Source organism: Leucobacter rhizosphaerae, assembly GCF_022919175.1.
Taxonomy (GTDB): Bacteria; Actinomycetota; Actinomycetes; order Actinomycetales; family Microbacteriaceae; genus Leucobacter; species Leucobacter rhizosphaerae.
In genome coordinates this window covers 3,241,797-3,256,088 of sequence record NZ_CP095043.1, presented here as the reverse complement: position 1 = coordinate 3,256,088, position 14,292 = coordinate 3,241,797, and the positions used below count along the sequence as shown (strand labels likewise).

Here is a 14,292-nt window from a genome sequence, read left to right as displayed (position 1 = left end):
TCCTCATCTCAGCCGTTCTCGCCGTCGTTCGCCGTGTTCGTGGTGTTCTGTGCCCGTTCCGCCGCGGCCGCCGTGGGGGTTCCCGGCCGGTTCGCCGCGACCCACCCCTCGATGTTCCGCTGCGGTGCAACGCTCATCGACAGCGACCCTGCCGGCACGTTCTTGCGCACCACGGTTCCCGCCGCGGTGTACGTGCCGTCTTCAATGGTAACCGGAGCGATGAGCACATTCTTCGATCCGACCCGCACCCCGTCGCCGATGACGGTCTGGTGCTTCTCGACGCCGTCGTAGTTCGCGACGATCGTGCCGGCGCCGATGTTCGAGCCCGTGCCGATCACGGTGTCGCCCACGTAGCTGAGGTGGGGCACCTTGCTGCCGTCGCCGATCTTCGTGTTCTTCGTCTCGACGAAGGCGCCGAGCTTGCCGCCGTCGCCGAGTTCGGTGCCGGGACGGATGTACGTGAACGGCCCGATCTCCGCGCCCGCGCCGAACACGGCGAGCGTCGCCTCGCTCCGGCGCACGCGCACGCGCTCCCCCACTTCGCAGTCGACGAGGGTGGTGTCGGGGCCGATGATCGCGCCGGTGGCGATCGACGTCGCGCCGTGCAGAGTGGTGCCGGGCAGGATCTCCACGTCGGGTTCGATGGAGACGTCCGCATCGATCCAGGTGGTTGCGGGATCCTGGATCGTCACCCCCGCGCGCTGGTGGTCGCGGACGATACGCGCGTTCAGCTCACGACCCGCCTCGGCGAGCTGCACGCGATCATTGACCCCCGCGATGAGCCACGGATCATTCGTCGCCACGGCCTCGACGGCGCCGCCGCCCGCGAGGATCCGCGCGGCCGCGTCCGTGAGGTACTTCTCACCCTGCGCATTGTTGGTGTCGATCTCGGAGAGCGCCTGCTCGATGGCGCGGCGTGCGAAGACGTAGATGCCGCCGTTGATCTCGGTGATCCGGCGCTGCGCGTCGGTGGCGTCCTTCTCCTCGACGATGCCGGTGACGGCGCCGTCGGGATCGCGCAGGATGCGGCCGAGACCCGTCGGGTTGTCGAAGATCGCCGACAGCATCGTCATGGCGCGACCGCCCTCGAGATGCCCGCGCACGAGGCGTTCGATCGTGACGGCGTCGATCAGCGGCACATCGCCGGACAGCACGACGACCGTGCCGTCGAAGTCACCGGGCAGCGCTGCGACCGCCTGCTCGACCGCGCGGCCGGTGCCGGGCACCTCGTCCTGCCCGACGATGATCGTGTCGGGGGCGTGATCGATGATCGCTTCAGAGACGCGCTCGCGCTCGTGACGCACCACGGCAATCACCTGTTGCGGCGACACCCCCGCCGCGGTGTCGAGCACGTGGGCGATCAGGGACCTGCCGCCGATCCGGTGCAGCACCTTCGGCAGCGACGACTTCATGCGGGTGCCTTGGCCCGCCGCGAGGATGACGACCGCGAGTGAACGTTCTGTCATGTGCTGTTCTCCTTCTTGCATTCGGTCGGCCCACCTCGCTCCCAACACACTGAGAGGCTGCGCCTCCTCATTTCTCGGCGCCGTGGACGCCGTTTTCGGAGCGGTTTAACGGAGCATGGCTCCGCGAAGACCGCTCCGCCCCCAGGACTCGAACCTGGACCTCACAGCTCCAAAGGCTGTCGTGCTGCCATTACACCAAGGCGGATCGTGCCGATTTCGCACGCCTTACAGTCTGCCAGATCGACCGGGCTCGCGCGGACGCCCGCGGCTCCCCGATAATGGGGGGATGAAGCACGAGGACGAGGTCGACCGGATCATCGCGGACTGGAGCAACGCCCGCCCGGATCTCGACCTCGCTCCGCTCGCGGTGTTCTCGCGCCTCTCCCGGATCGGCAAGCACCTGGATCGCGCCCGCGCCCACGCCTTCGAGCGATCGGGCCTCAGCTCGTGGGAGTTCGACGTGCTCGCCGTGCTGCGTCGCAGCGGCGCCCCGTACCGGCAGAGTCCGAAGACGCTCGTGCAGCAGACCATGGTCTCGAGCGGCACGATGACGAACCGGATCGACCGCATGGCCGAGCGCGAACTCGTGCGGCGCCTGACGGACCCGAACGACGGTCGCGGGGTGCTCGTCGAGATGACCCCGCTCGGTCAGACGCTCGTCGACGCCGCCATGACCCGGCTGAGCGACGCCGAGGAGCGCCTCCTCGGCGGCTTGCCCCGATCCGAGCGGGATCGCCTCGCGGCACTGCTGCGTCGACTCGCCATCAGCGTCGACCGCTTCGAGCAGCCGATCACCGAGCCGATCATCCTGCCCGACCTGAGCTGACCCGAGCTGACCCGGCCTGACCGGACCAGAAGAGGTGAGGGGCGGCCGGCCCGAGCGCGCCGGCGAGACTACGCCGCGGGGCGATCCTCCGGCAGCGCGGGTGTGGATGCCGACGGCACCCGCAGCGTGCCCGAGCCGCCGCGCTCGAACGCGTCCGCGAACGCGAGCAGCGCGGGATCGCTGTAGGCCGCGCCGGCGAACGTCAGCCCGATCGGCATGCCGATGTCCGACATCAGCCCCATGGACACCGTCACGGTCGGGATCCCGAGGTGGCGGAGCGCGTAGTTGCCGTTCGAGAAGAAGACGCCGTTCGCCCAGGCGCGATCCGCGGCTGCGAGGTCGACGTCGGCATTCGCGGCCCCGACGTCGGCGTTCGCCGGGAACACCACCGCGTCGAAGCCCTGCTCCGCCAGCCAGGCTTCGAAGAGCTCCTCACGAAGCCGCACCAGGGCGCGCAGTCCGTCGGCGAAGTCCGCGCGCTCCCGCGGGTCCGAGATCCCGGCCTGCGCCGCCGCCACCGTCGCGCGGTAGCGATTCTCGTAGTCGTCGATCTCCTCGTAGCGGTCGGGCAGCGCACCGGGCGGCTGCGGGAAGATCTGATCGGGGTCGACCACGCCGAGATTCGGGATCGCGGGGTCGCCGTTCGCGCGGAGGAAGTCGTCCCAGCCGAACCCGAGGAAGTGCGTGAACTCGGTGTCCATCCAACCTTCGGGCAGCACACCCAGCGCGCCCACGTTCTCCTGGCCCGGGCGAGTGCCCTCGTAGCGCTCGATCAGCGGGAAGTCGGTGACGACGACCTCGGCGCCCAGCGCCTCGAGTCGCTCGGTCGCGAGCGCGAACTGCTCCAGCACCGAGGGGCGGACGTCGATCGGGAAGTTCGGTTCCTGGCCGAGGTACATCGCCGGCACGGCGAACCGCTTACCGCGGAGCGCTTCGGGGTCCCGGATGTCGAGGTACGACGCGGGCCGGTGCGCGCTCGGCGCCGGGAGCGCGACGACCTGCTGGTTGCGCCAGAAGTCGCCCCGAGTGATGGGATCGTCCTGCACGAGCACGTCGAGGAGCCGCAGCATGTCGGGCATCGAGCGGGTGTGCGGCACGACGACGTCCCGTGCCGGGAACAGCGGCCAGTTGCCGCGGATGCTGAGGATGCCCCAGCTCGGCGTGTACGCGCAGAGGCCGTTGTTCGAGGCGGGGCTACGGCCCGAGGACACCGTCTCCTCCCCCATCCCGAAGACCGCGAGGTTCGCCGCGGTGGAGACACCGGAGCCGTTCGAGGACCCGGAGGCGTAGGCGGCGGCGAGGAAGTCTCGGTTATACGGGCTCTCGGCGCGGCCGTAGACGCCGCGCTGCATGCCGCCGTCGGCCATCGGGGGCATGTTCGTCTTGCCGATCAGCACCGCCCCCGCCTCGCGGAGCATCGCGACCGAGAACGCGTCCCACTGCGCGATCAGGTGCTGGAACGCCGGAGAGCCTGAGGCGACCGTGAGCCCCGCGACCATGTACGAGTCCTTCACCGTGAACGGCACACCCTCGAGCGGCCGCGCGGTGCCGTCGCGCCAGCGACGGTCCGACTCGGCGGCCTGGGCGAGCGCCTCCGGGTTCGGCACGGGCACCGCGTGCAGCCCCTGCTCGCCGACATCGTAGGCGGCGATGCGCGCGAGATAGCGCTCGGTGAGCCAGGTGCTCGTGATCTCACCGCGCCGGAACGCGTCGAGCACCGCATCGATGCTCGTCTCGATCAGTTCGAACTCCGCCGCGCGATCCACCATGTCGTCCTCGATTCCGTGCCCAAAACGTCGTATCCTGAAAATAGTTTCAGTTCTCGGAGCCCCGGCTGTCAAGTGCGGGTTCCGGATCGACGCGCGAGAGGAGCACCGACGTGGCGGAGGACACGAAGGACCGGATCCTGCAGGCGTGCGCACGCACCATTGCGCGCGCGGGCCTGCATCGGTTCCGTATGCAGGACGTCGCGCGCGAAGCAGGCGTCTCCATCGGGCTGCTCTCCTACCATTTCGGCGATCGGGAGGGCCTCCTCCAGGCGGCCCTCGACCACGTGAACGCCAGCACCGCCGCACGCGCCGACCTGGCCGCCCAGCCGGGCTCGGAAGATCAATCGACGACGGCCGCCGAGCGTCTGAGCCTGCTGCTGTGCTCAGAGTTCGGCGACGAGACCGGGATCCGCGAGGGCTCGATCGCCTGGAACGAGCTGCGCGCGGTCGCCGTGTTCGAGCCCCCGAGCGCCGCGGCGCTCGCGCGGTCGACGGCGGATTGGCAGGCCTCGGTGCACAGCCTCATCGCGGAGGCGGATCCGACCCTCGGCGCGCAACGGGCCACGCACCTCGCGCTGATTCTGACCTCGCTGGTCGAGGGGCTCTCCGGCCGCTGGCTGACCGGCCAGCTCACGGCCGCCGACGCGCAGGCCGCAGTCCGGGACGCCCTGGTCGGGCTCGGGATCGCCGCGCCGCACCGGCCCGGAACCCGCACGTCGGGTCGCTGATCCGTTCAGCCCCGCGCCAGGCCGCGCTCCGCGACGATGCCGCGCAGGATCTCGCCGAGCCACGCCGCCGCGGGCGGGACCGTGCCCTTGCGGGTCGCGAACGAGACGTGCCGCTCTCCCAGGTCCTGCACCGCCGGGCGCAGCACCACGTCGTAGTCGGTGTCGACCGCCGCGGCGGTGCTCAGCGCGCATCCGAGCCCCTCCGCCACGAGGCCGTGGATCATGTAGAGGTCGTCGGTCCGCATGAGCTCCCGAACGGAGTACCCGAGGCTGTGGCAGACCCGCCGCAGCACCCGGTCGGAGGCCTCGCCGTCGCTGCGGCTGCAGACCCAGGCCACATCCGAGAGCGCCGCGAAGTCGACCGTCTCCTGGGCGGCCCACGGGCTGTCCCGCGACACCATCACCCGGTACGGTTCCGCGATGAGCGTCTCGAGCGCGAGATCCGGCGCGACGAAGACGGGTTCCTCGGACACGTCGTAGATGAGCCCCGCGTGCACCTCTCCGCTCCGGATCATGCGGACCACGTCCGTCGGTTCCGCTTCGATCACCTCGACCCGCACCGAGGTGCGCTGCTGGAGCTGCGCGATCGCCGCGGGGAGGAGCCGTGATCCGATCGACGCGAACGTCCCGACTCTGAGCGTCACCACCCCGGCATCGCGCTGATCGGCGACCGCCTGCTCGGCCCGCGCGATGCGGGTCAGCACGGGTGCGATCTCATCGGCGAATGATTCCCCGAGCGGCGTCAGCCGGGTGCCGCTCCGACTCGGCTCGACGAGCCGAACCCGCAGGTGCGCTTCGAGTCCGCGCAGGTGGTGCGTCACCGTGGGCACCCCGTAGTGGAGCGCGTCCGCGGCACGGGTCAGGCTGCCGGTCTCCCGCACGGCGAGCAGCACGCGGAACTGCTGCAGGGTCATCATGCGCCGAGTCTATGTCATAGTGCCTATGTTAGATGAACCGAATTCCTGATATAGCGACGGTGATGGGCGCTCCCTACGCTGGTCACCATGCCTGTGCCCCACACCCCCGTCGACCCCGCGCAGCTCGAGGCCCCGTACGCCGATGCACTCAGGTCGCTCTCGACCCACGACTGGCAGCGGATCCATGTGCCCGCCCACCAGGCGCACGCGGAGAACGCGCCCGGCGTCGCGAGCCTCGTGGGCGCCGACGCCCTGCGGATGGACTTCCCGATGCTCTTCAGCGGCGTGGACCAGCAAACCTGGCGGCTCGTGACACCCGGCCGAGTCACCCCGATCATGCGCGCCCAGCAGCTCGCCGCGGACGCGTGGGGCGCGAGCCGCACCTGGTTCCTCACGAACGGCGCATCCGGCGGCAACCACATCGCCACGACGGTCGCGCGCGGCCTCGGCGCCGAGCTCGTTGTGCAGCGCAGCGTGCACTCGAGTGTGATCGACGGCATCACCCACGTCGGGATCACACCGCACTTCGTCACCGGCGCCGTGGACACTGGGCTCGGATCCGCGCACGGGGTCACGGCCGCCCAGATCGAGGCGGCGCTCACCGAGCACCCCGCCAGCGCCGCCGTGTACATCGTCACGCCGAGCTACTTCGGCGCGGTCGCCGACGTCGCCGCGATCGCGGACGTCGCGCATCGCCACGGGGTGCCGCTCATCGTCGACGAGGCCTGGGGATCCCACTTCGGCATGCACCCGGCGCTGCCGACGAACGCCGCCCGGCTCGGCGCCGACCTCGTCGTCTCCAGCACGCACAAGGCTGCGGGATCCCTCACGCAGTCGGCGATGCTCCACCTCGGCCACGGCCCGTTCGCCGAGGATCTCGAGTCCCTCGTCGACCGGGTCATGCGCTCGTACCAGTCGACGAGCAGCAGCTCGCTCCTCCTCGCCTCGCTCGACGAGGCGCGGCGCCACCTCGCCACTCGACCCGACGCGATCGAGCGCGCGCTCGCCTCCGCCGAGGACGTCCGCGCCCGGGTGCGCGGCGATCGCCGATTCCGCGACGCGACGCCCGATATCCTGGCGAGTCCCGACGCCATCGCCAACGACCCCTTCAAAATCGCCATCGACACCCGCGGAGCCGGGATCACGGGCAGCGACGCCCACTACGAGCTGCTGCGCGACCACCGGATCTACTGCGAGCTCTCGACGCCGTCGGCCCTGCTGCTGCTCGTCGGCGCGACGTCGCCGCTCGATGTCGACCGGTTCTGGAACGCGCTCCAGGCGCTTCCGGAGGCCGAGATCGAGCCGGAGCGGCCCATCGCGCTCCCCGGCAACTGCAAGCGCGCCATGGGGCTCGGCGAGGCGTTCTTCAGCGGCGTCGAGACCGTCTCCGCCACGGAGGCCGTCGGCCGGGTCTCGGCCGACTCGCTCGCCGCGTACCCGCCGGGTGTGCCGAACGTGCTGCCGGGTGAGATCCTGAATGCCGAGGTCGTCTCCTTCCTGCGCGCCACCGCCGCAGCCCCGTCCGGGTACGTCCGAGGCGCGAGCGATCCCGCACTCGACACCTTCCGCGTCGTCGCCTGAACCCGCCCGATCCATCGCATCCGAACACTCGGCCGGACCCGGCCGCCACACGAGGGAGTGTCATGTCCACCACCGAGACCACCGCGCCGCACGGCGAGATGCAGCGCGGTCTCAAGAACCGGCATCTGCAGCTGATCGCCATCGGGGGTGCGATCGGCACCGGGTTGTTTCTCGGCTCCGGCAAACTCATCAGCGTCTCCGGCCCGTCGATCATCTTCGTCTACATGGTGATCGGATTCTTCGTCTTCTTCATCATGCGCGCGCTCGGTGAGCTGCTGCTCTCGAACCTGCACTACAAGACCTTCGGCGACATCGCGAAGGACATGCTCGGCCCGTGGGCCGGCTTCTTCGTGTCCTGGAACTACTGGTTCTCGTGGGTCATCGCCTGCGTCGCCGACATCGTGGCCATCACGGCGTACGTGCAGTGGTTCAACCCGGCGATCCCGAGCTGGCTGCCCGCCCTCATCACCGCGGTCGTGCTGACCGTGCTGAACCTGCAGCCGGTCAAGATCTTCGGGGAGACCGAATTCTGGTTCGCGATCATCAAGATCGTCGCGATCCTCGGGCTCATCGCGGTCGGCCTGATCCTCATCGTGACGCGATTCCAGAGCCCGGACGGCGACGTGGCCTCGATCGCGAACCTCTGGGAGCACGGCGGCATGTTCCCGATGGGGGCGAGCGGGTTCGTACTCGGCTTCCAGATGGGCATCTTCTCCTTCATCGGCGTCGAGCTCGTCGGCACCGCGGCCGCCGAGACCGAGAACCCGCGGAAGACGCTCCCGAAGGCGATCAACTCGATCGTCATCCGCATCCTCATCTTCTACGTGGGTGCCCTCGTGGTCATCATGAGCGTCACCCCGTGGCAGAAGATCGCACCGGATCAGAGCCCCTTCGTCTCCACCCTCGCGGTCGCGGGCTTCGGACTCGCGGCGTTCGCGATCCAGCTCGTGGTGCTCACCTCCGCCGCGTCGAGCGCGAACTCCGGCCTGTACTCGGGCACGCGCATGCTCTTCGGGCTGTCGAAGGACGGCCACGCGCCGCGTGCGTTCGCGTGGACGAACAACCGGGGCGTGCCGAGCAAGGCCGTGTTCTTCACTTGCGTGTTCCTGTTCTCCGCGATCCCGCTGCTCTTCGCGGGCGACGGGGTGATCGCGGCGTTCACCTTCGTGTCGTCGATGTGCGCCACGCTCATCCTCTTCACCTGGGGGTCGATCGTCGTGAGCTACATCGTCTACCGCCGACGCCACCCGGAGCGCCACGCGGCCTCGCAGTTCAAGATGCCGCTCGCGACCATCGCCCCGTGGCTCGTGCTCGGATTCTTCGTGTTCATCGCCGGCACGCTGCTCTACGGCGACGACACCCGCGCCCCGTTCCTCGCGGCTCCCGTCTGGTTCCTGATCCTGACCGCACTGTGGCAGCTGCGGAAGCGCCGGCTGCTCCGCGACGGACGCCCGCTGACCGCGGCGGTGCCGACGATCCCGCACCCGCTCGACGAGGACTGAGCTTCCGGGTGCGGCCGACGTTTGCGTTGCCGCACCCGGTTCGCTACGGTTCACAGGTCGGATGACATCGGAGGGGACGAGATCATGACACAGCACACGCCTGCCGGCGCGGGAACGAGCGCGCCCGGCGAGGAGCTCCAGCGCGGGCTCTCGAACCGGCACCTGCAGCTGATCGCGATCGGCGGGGCCATCGGCACCGGCCTCTTCCTCGGCTCCGGCAAGGTCATCTCCCTCACCGGCCCCTCGGTGCTCTTCATCTACGCGGTCATTGGCTGCATGATGTTCTTCCTGATGCGTGCGCTCGGCGAGCTGCTGCTGTCGAACCTCAACTACAAGACCTTCGGCGACATCGCGAAGGACCTCATCGGCCCGTGGGCCGGCTACTTCGTGTCGTGGACGTACTGGATCACCTGGGTCGTGATCTGCGTCGCCGACATCATCGCGATCACGAGCTACGTCGCCTACATCAACGCATCGATCCCCGCGTGGGTACCCGCGCTCATCACGGCCGCCGTGCTCACGATCCTGAACCTGCAGCCGGTGCGCTTCTTCGGCGAGTTCGAGTTCTGGTTCTCGATCATCAAGATCGTGGCGATTCTCGCGCTCATCGTGACCGGCATCGTCCTGCTCATGATCGGGTTCGAGAACCCCGACACGGGCACCCGCTCCTCGCTCGCGCACCTCTGGGATCACGGCGGCATGTTCCCGTTCGGCCTCGGCGGTTTTGTGCTCGGCTTCCAGCTCGGGATCTTCTCGTTCATCGGCGTCGAGCTCGTCGGCACGGCCGCGGCCGAAACCAAGGATCCGCACAAGAATCTGCCGCGGGCCATCAACTCGATCGTCGTGCGGGTGCTCATCTTCTACATCGGTGCGCTCACCGTGATCATGGCGATCACCCCGTGGGACAAGCTCGATCCGGATCAGAGCCCGTTCGTGACCACCTTCGCCTACGCCGGCTTCGGGGCCGCGGCATTCGCGATCAACATCGTGGTGCTCACCTCTGCGGCTTCCAGCGCGAACTCCGGGTTCTACTCGGGCACGCGCATGATGCACGCGCTCGCTCACGATGGGCACGCGCCCGGCGGATTCGCGCTGACCGACAGCCGCGGCGTGCCTCGCCGGGCCGTGTTCTTCTCCGCGGTGTTCGTCTTCTCGTCGGTGCCGATCCTGCTGCTCGGCGAGAGCGTGATCGAGGCCTTCACGTTCGTGACATCGGTCGCGTCGACCTTCATCCTGTTCATCTGGAGCATGATCGCGATCAGCTTCATCCAGTACCTGCGCAAGCACCCGGAGCGGCACGCGGGATCGAAATTCAAGACCCCGCTCCCCCGGATCGTGCCGTGGGCGGTGCTCGTGTTCTTCGCGTTCATCCTCGTGACGCTCGCCCTCGCCGACGACACTCGGATGCCGCTCGTCTTCACGCCGATCTGGTTCGTGGCGCTCGCCATCATGTGGCAGGTCACGAAGCGCCGGCTGACGCGGGAGGGCAAGCCCCTCACCGCCGCCGTCGCGATCCCGGGCACCGGCGAGGACGCCTAGGCGCCGTCGCTGCGCGTGGCGGCCCACCAGCCGCCACGCGCAGCGCGACGCGAGACCGCGCCCTAGGCGAACGCCGAGAGCCCGGTGATCTCGCGCCCGATGATCAGCGCCTGCACGGTCTCCGTGCCCTCGTAGGTGTGCAGCGCCTCGATGTCGGCGAAGTGGCGGGCCACCCGATTCTCGAGCAGGATCCCGTTGCCGCCGAGCAGATCGCGGGCGTTCGCCGCCATCGACCGCGCCGTGCGGGTCGCCGTGAACTTGCCGAGCGACGCCCCCGGCCCCGAGAGATCCCCCCGCTCCTCCGCGCGGGTGAGCTGCATGAGCAGCGTCTGCAGCGACGTGAGCTGGCTCAGCATCTCAGCGAGCCGCGCCTGGACGATCTGCGACGCGGCGAGGGGCCGCCCGAACTGGATCCGCTGCGCGGCGTAGTGCACCGAGGTCTCGTACACGGCGAGCGCGTGGCCGAGCGCCGACCAGGCCACCCCGAGCCGGGTCGCCTGGAGCACCCGTGCCGTGTCCGCGAACGAGTTCGCCCCCGGCATCTTCGCGTCGGCGGGCAGCCGCACCCCGTCGAACGCGATGTGCGCCTGCCAGATCGCACGCAGCGAGACCTTGCCCTCGATGGTCGTCGCGCGATAGCCCTCGCTGTCCTGCGGTACGAGGAACCCCTGGACCTTGCCGTCGTCGCCGCGCGCCCACACCACGGAGATCTGCCCGACGCTGCCCGAGCCGATCCACTTCTTGTGCCCGGTCAGCACGTAGCCCTCCGGCACCGTCTCGGCGCGGGTCTCGAGGCTCACGGAGTCGGAGCCGTGCGTCGGCTCGGTCAGGGCGAACGCGCCGAGTTCGGTGCCGCGGGCGAGCGGACCGAGCCAGCGCTCCCGCTGCGCGTCCGAACCGCAGAGCGCGATCGAGCGGAGTGCGAGTCCGCCCTGCACTCCGGCGATCGTGGCCACCGACCCGTCGCCGCGAGCAAGCTCCATCATGGTGAGGCTCGCCGCCAGGAGGCTCTGGTGCGGGAACCCCGGGACGTCGATGCCGTCGCGGAGGAGGTCGAGGTCGCCGAGGCGGCGCGCGAGATCCAGCGGGTACTCCGCGCGATCCCAGATGTCGGCGATCACCGGCCGGACCTCGTCCTGCACGAACGCCCGCGCGCGATCGCGGTACGCCGTATCCTCGGCGGAGATGTCGCGGAACACCCCGGCGACATCGGGGTCGAGCGGCTCCCACAGCCGGTACTCCGGCTCCTCGGTGCCCTGCGCTGTCGGCCGCGGCGAGTCCTTCGACATGGGTGATCCTCTCTCGAGTGGAAGCGTGCTCCCTCGAGCATGACTGAGACGCAGTCTCACGTCAAGTCACCGAAGCGCTCCGAATCTCTCAAGATCGCAGTACCCGACAGCCGCTGCGCCAATGAAACCCGGTGCCATTCTCCGAGATATGCTAGCTTCGGCGTATGCCCTCGACATCCGCTCGCGCCCGCCCGGCGCCCGAGAACTCGATCGCCGCGATCCGTCGCCTCTCGGAGCAGGGCTACGATGCCACCACCGCAGGCGACCTCGCGGACGCAATCGGCATGAGCCGCAGCACCTTCTTCCGCCGGTACGGCAGCAAGGACGACGTGGTGTTCGCCGACCACGATCACGCCCTCGCTCAGCTCGAAGCATTCCTCGGAGGCACGGCGCTCCCGGCACCCGACGCCCTGGTCGAGGGCACCTGCGACGTGCTGCGCCTCCTCACCCGTGATCCCGAGGCGGCGCGTTTGCGCTTCGAGCTCATGCGGCACACCCCGGCGCTGCGCGATCGCGAGCTGGTCATCACGCACCGCTACGAGCGAGTGTTCGCCCGGTACCTCCGCGCGGTGCTGCCCGAGGGATCGGTCTCGGCCTCGTGGCTTCCACCGGCGCTCTCCGCGGGGCTCGTCGCCGTGCACAACGCCACCCTGCGCGACTGGCTGAAGGGTGGCACCGCCGACGCCGTGCACACGCTCGGCCGGGATCTGCGCCAGCTCGTGGCCCTCTACCGCGCGTGGCTCACACCCGACGCCGATCCCGCGGCGCACCGCGTGGTCGTCGCCGTCTACGACGCGGCCGCGTCGCCCGAGTCGGTGCTCGAGTCGATCGCGGCCACGCTCCCCTAGTTCGGCCTAGTGCCCGCGGCCGATCCACTCCTGCAGGTGCGGCGCCTCGGCACCGATCGTCGTGGTGTCGCCGTGCCCGGTGTAGACCACGGTCTCCTCCGGCAGCGCGAGCAGGCGGTCCCGGATCGACGTGATGATCGTCGGGAAGTCGCTGTACGAGCGGCCGGTCGCCCCGGGTCCCCCCTGGAACAGGGTGTCGCCCGAGAACACCGCGTCGAGCCGAGGGGCCACGAACGAGGTGGACCCGGGCGAGTGCCCCGGGGTGTGCAGCGCCTGCAGGTCCACGTCGGCGACGGTGATCCGAGTACCGTCCGCGAGCTCGACGTCGGGGGCGGCGTCGTGCACGCTGTCCCAGAGCATGCGATCGGCGGGATGCAGGTGGATCGGCGCCCTGAGCAGCTCGGCCGTCTCGCGCGCGGCGCGGACGTGATCGTCATGCCCGTGCGTGAGCAGGATCGCCCGAACAATGCGGTCCCCCACCGCGGCGGCGATGGCGGCGGGATCGTGCGCGGGGTCGATCACCACGACCTCGGTGTCGTCCCCCACGATCCACACGTTGTTGTCGACGTCCCACGTGCCGCCGTCGAGCGAGAAGGTGCCGCTCGTGACGAGGCGTTCGATGCGCGCTGCCGGCTCGACCCCGCTCACAGCACGACCACCGATCGGAGCACGGTGCCCTCGCCCATGCGGGCGAACGCGGCCTCCACGTCGCCGAGGCCGATGCGCTCGGTGACGAACCCGTCGAGGTCGAGGCGGCCGAGCTTGTACTGGTCGATCAGCATGGAGAAGTCGCGGCTGGGCAGGCAGTCGCCGTACCAGGAGGACTTCAGCGATCCTCCGCGCCCGAAGACGTCGAGGAGCGGCAGCTGGAGCTGCATGTCGGGCGTCGGCACTCCGACGAGCACCACACGACCCGCGAGATCACGCGCGTAGAAGGCCTGCGTGTAGGTCTCGGGCCGGCCGACCGCGTCGATGACGACGTCGGCGCCGTGGCCACCGGTCAGCTCGCGGATCGCCTCGACCGCGTCCTGCTGCCGCGAGTTCACGGTGTGGGTCGCGCCGAAGCGCTTCGCCTGCTCGAGCTTCGCGTCGTCGATATCCACGGCGATGATCGTGGTCGCCCCCGCGAGCTGCGCGCCCGCGATCGCGGCCGTGCCGACGCCGCCGCACCCGATGACCGCCACCGACTCGCCGCGCTGCACCTCGCCCGTGTTGATCGCCGCGCCGATCCCGGCCATCACCCCGCAGCCGAGCAGCCCCACGGCCGCCGCGTCCGACTCCTCGTCGATCTTCGTGCACTGGCCGGCAGCGACGAGCGTCTTCTCGATGAAGGCACCGATCCCGAGCGCCGGCGACAGCACGGTGCCGTCCTCCAGGGTCATCTTCTGCGTCGCGTTGTGCGTCGCGAAGCAGTACTGGGGCTGGCCCTTCGCGCACGCGCGGCAGGTGCCGCAGACGGCGCGCCAGTTGAGGATGACGCGATCCCCCACCGCGACCTCGGTCACGCCCTCGCCGACCGCGGCGACGCGGCCCGTCGCCTCGTGGCCGAGGAGGAAGGGGAAGTCGTCGTTGATGCCGCCCTGCTGGTAGTGCAGGTCGGTGTGGCAGACGCCGCTCGTGAGCACGTCGACGACGGCCTCGCCCGGGCCCGGATCCGGCACGATCACCGTTTCGATGGTCGCGGGGGCGTTCTTCTCGCGAACGACAACACCCTGAACTCGGTACACCATGTGGATTCCTTTCGTGACGCGGCTGCGCAGCGGGAGTGCCGCCGCGCAGGAGGATCTGTCTCCAGGCTATCGATGATCGATGGCCATCGGGAGGCGT

General features: G+C 69.7%; 12 protein-coding genes and 1 tRNA gene. 6 read left to right on the top strand and 7 right to left on the bottom strand.

Annotation, left to right across the window (positions count from 1 at the left end; translation table 11 throughout):
* Positions 1-8 precede the first annotated feature (8 nt).
* Together glmU and MUN76_RS14970 are read right to left on the bottom strand one after the other, a co-directional pair.
* Positions 9-1,466, bottom strand: coding sequence for a bifunctional UDP-N-acetylglucosamine diphosphorylase/glucosamine-1-phosphate N-acetyltransferase GlmU (gene glmU, locus MUN76_RS14975; protein ID WP_244685848.1), 1,458 nt, complete (start codon positions 1,464-1,466; stop codon positions 9-11).
* A 133-nt stretch (positions 1,467-1,599) separates the two neighbouring features.
* Positions 1,600-1,671, bottom strand: a tRNA-Gln gene (locus tag MUN76_RS14970).
* Positions 1,672-1,752: 81 nt separating this feature from the next.
* Between MUN76_RS14970 and MUN76_RS14965 the strand changes: the two genes are divergently transcribed.
* Positions 1,753-2,292, top strand: coding sequence for a MarR family winged helix-turn-helix transcriptional regulator (locus tag MUN76_RS14965; RefSeq protein WP_244685846.1), 540 nt, complete (start codon positions 1,753-1,755; stop codon positions 2,290-2,292).
* A gap of 68 nt (positions 2,293-2,360) precedes the next feature.
* On the opposite strand, the gene MUN76_RS14960 is transcribed toward MUN76_RS14965, so the two are convergent.
* On the bottom strand, positions 2,361-4,061 hold the full coding sequence (locus MUN76_RS14960) for an amidase (protein WP_244685844.1): 1,701 nt from the start codon (positions 4,059-4,061) through the stop codon (positions 2,361-2,363).
* A gap of 110 nt (positions 4,062-4,171) precedes the next feature.
* Here MUN76_RS14960 and MUN76_RS14955 point away from each other — a divergent pair, with 110 nt between their 5' ends.
* Positions 4,172-4,789 carry a TetR/AcrR family transcriptional regulator gene (locus MUN76_RS14955; protein WP_244685842.1) on the top strand — a complete coding sequence of 206 codons (618 nt, stop codon included), beginning with the start codon at positions 4,172-4,174 and terminating at the stop codon, positions 4,787-4,789.
* Positions 4,790-4,794: 5 nt separating this feature from the next.
* Here the strand turns inward: MUN76_RS14955 and MUN76_RS14950 are convergent, their stop codons facing one another.
* Positions 4,795-5,706 carry a LysR family transcriptional regulator gene (locus tag MUN76_RS14950; RefSeq protein ID WP_244685841.1) on the bottom strand — a complete coding sequence of 304 codons (912 nt, stop codon included), beginning with the start codon at positions 5,704-5,706 and terminating at the stop codon, positions 4,795-4,797.
* A gap of 87 nt (positions 5,707-5,793) precedes the next feature.
* Between MUN76_RS14950 and MUN76_RS14945 the strand changes: the two genes are divergently transcribed.
* From MUN76_RS14945 to MUN76_RS14935, 3 genes are all read left to right on the top strand, one after another.
* Complete coding sequence (locus MUN76_RS14945) at positions 5,794-7,287, top strand: aminotransferase class I/II-fold pyridoxal phosphate-dependent enzyme (RefSeq protein ID WP_244685839.1); 1,494 nt, start codon at positions 5,794-5,796, stop codon at positions 7,285-7,287.
* A gap of 62 nt (positions 7,288-7,349) precedes the next feature.
* A complete protein-coding gene (locus MUN76_RS14940; RefSeq protein ID WP_244685837.1) occupies positions 7,350-8,789 on the top strand; it encodes an amino acid permease in 1,440 nt (479 codons plus the stop codon).
* A gap of 84 nt (positions 8,790-8,873) precedes the next feature.
* Entirely contained in the window at positions 8,874-10,328 is a 1,455-nt protein-coding gene (locus tag MUN76_RS14935) for an amino acid permease (RefSeq protein WP_244685835.1), read from the top strand.
* Between the two features lie 62 nt (positions 10,329-10,390).
* Here MUN76_RS14935 and MUN76_RS14930 read toward each other — a convergent pair whose 3' ends face one another.
* Positions 10,391-11,617, bottom strand: a complete 1,227-nt coding sequence (locus MUN76_RS14930) for an acyl-CoA dehydrogenase family protein (protein ID WP_244685833.1) — start codon at positions 11,615-11,617, stop codon at positions 10,391-10,393.
* 164 nt (positions 11,618-11,781) lie between these two features.
* On the opposite strand from MUN76_RS14930, the gene MUN76_RS14925 reads away from it, so the two are divergent.
* Complete coding sequence (locus tag MUN76_RS14925) at positions 11,782-12,465, top strand: TetR/AcrR family transcriptional regulator (RefSeq protein ID WP_244685831.1); 684 nt, start codon at positions 11,782-11,784, stop codon at positions 12,463-12,465.
* A gap of 6 nt (positions 12,466-12,471) precedes the next feature.
* Here the strand turns inward: MUN76_RS14925 and MUN76_RS14920 are convergent, their stop codons facing one another.
* Together MUN76_RS14920 and MUN76_RS14915 are read right to left on the bottom strand one after the other, a co-directional pair.
* Positions 12,472-13,113 carry an MBL fold metallo-hydrolase gene (locus MUN76_RS14920; protein ID WP_244685829.1) on the bottom strand — a complete coding sequence of 214 codons (642 nt, stop codon included), beginning with the start codon at positions 13,111-13,113 and terminating at the stop codon, positions 12,472-12,474.
* Positions 13,110-14,195 (bottom strand): S-(hydroxymethyl)mycothiol dehydrogenase, encoded by a 1,086-nt coding sequence (locus MUN76_RS14915; protein ID WP_244685827.1) that lies wholly within the window; start codon positions 14,193-14,195, stop codon positions 13,110-13,112. Before MUN76_RS14915 ends, MUN76_RS14920 begins: the two co-directional genes overlap by 4 nt.
* Positions 14,196-14,292: the final 97 nt, after the last annotated feature.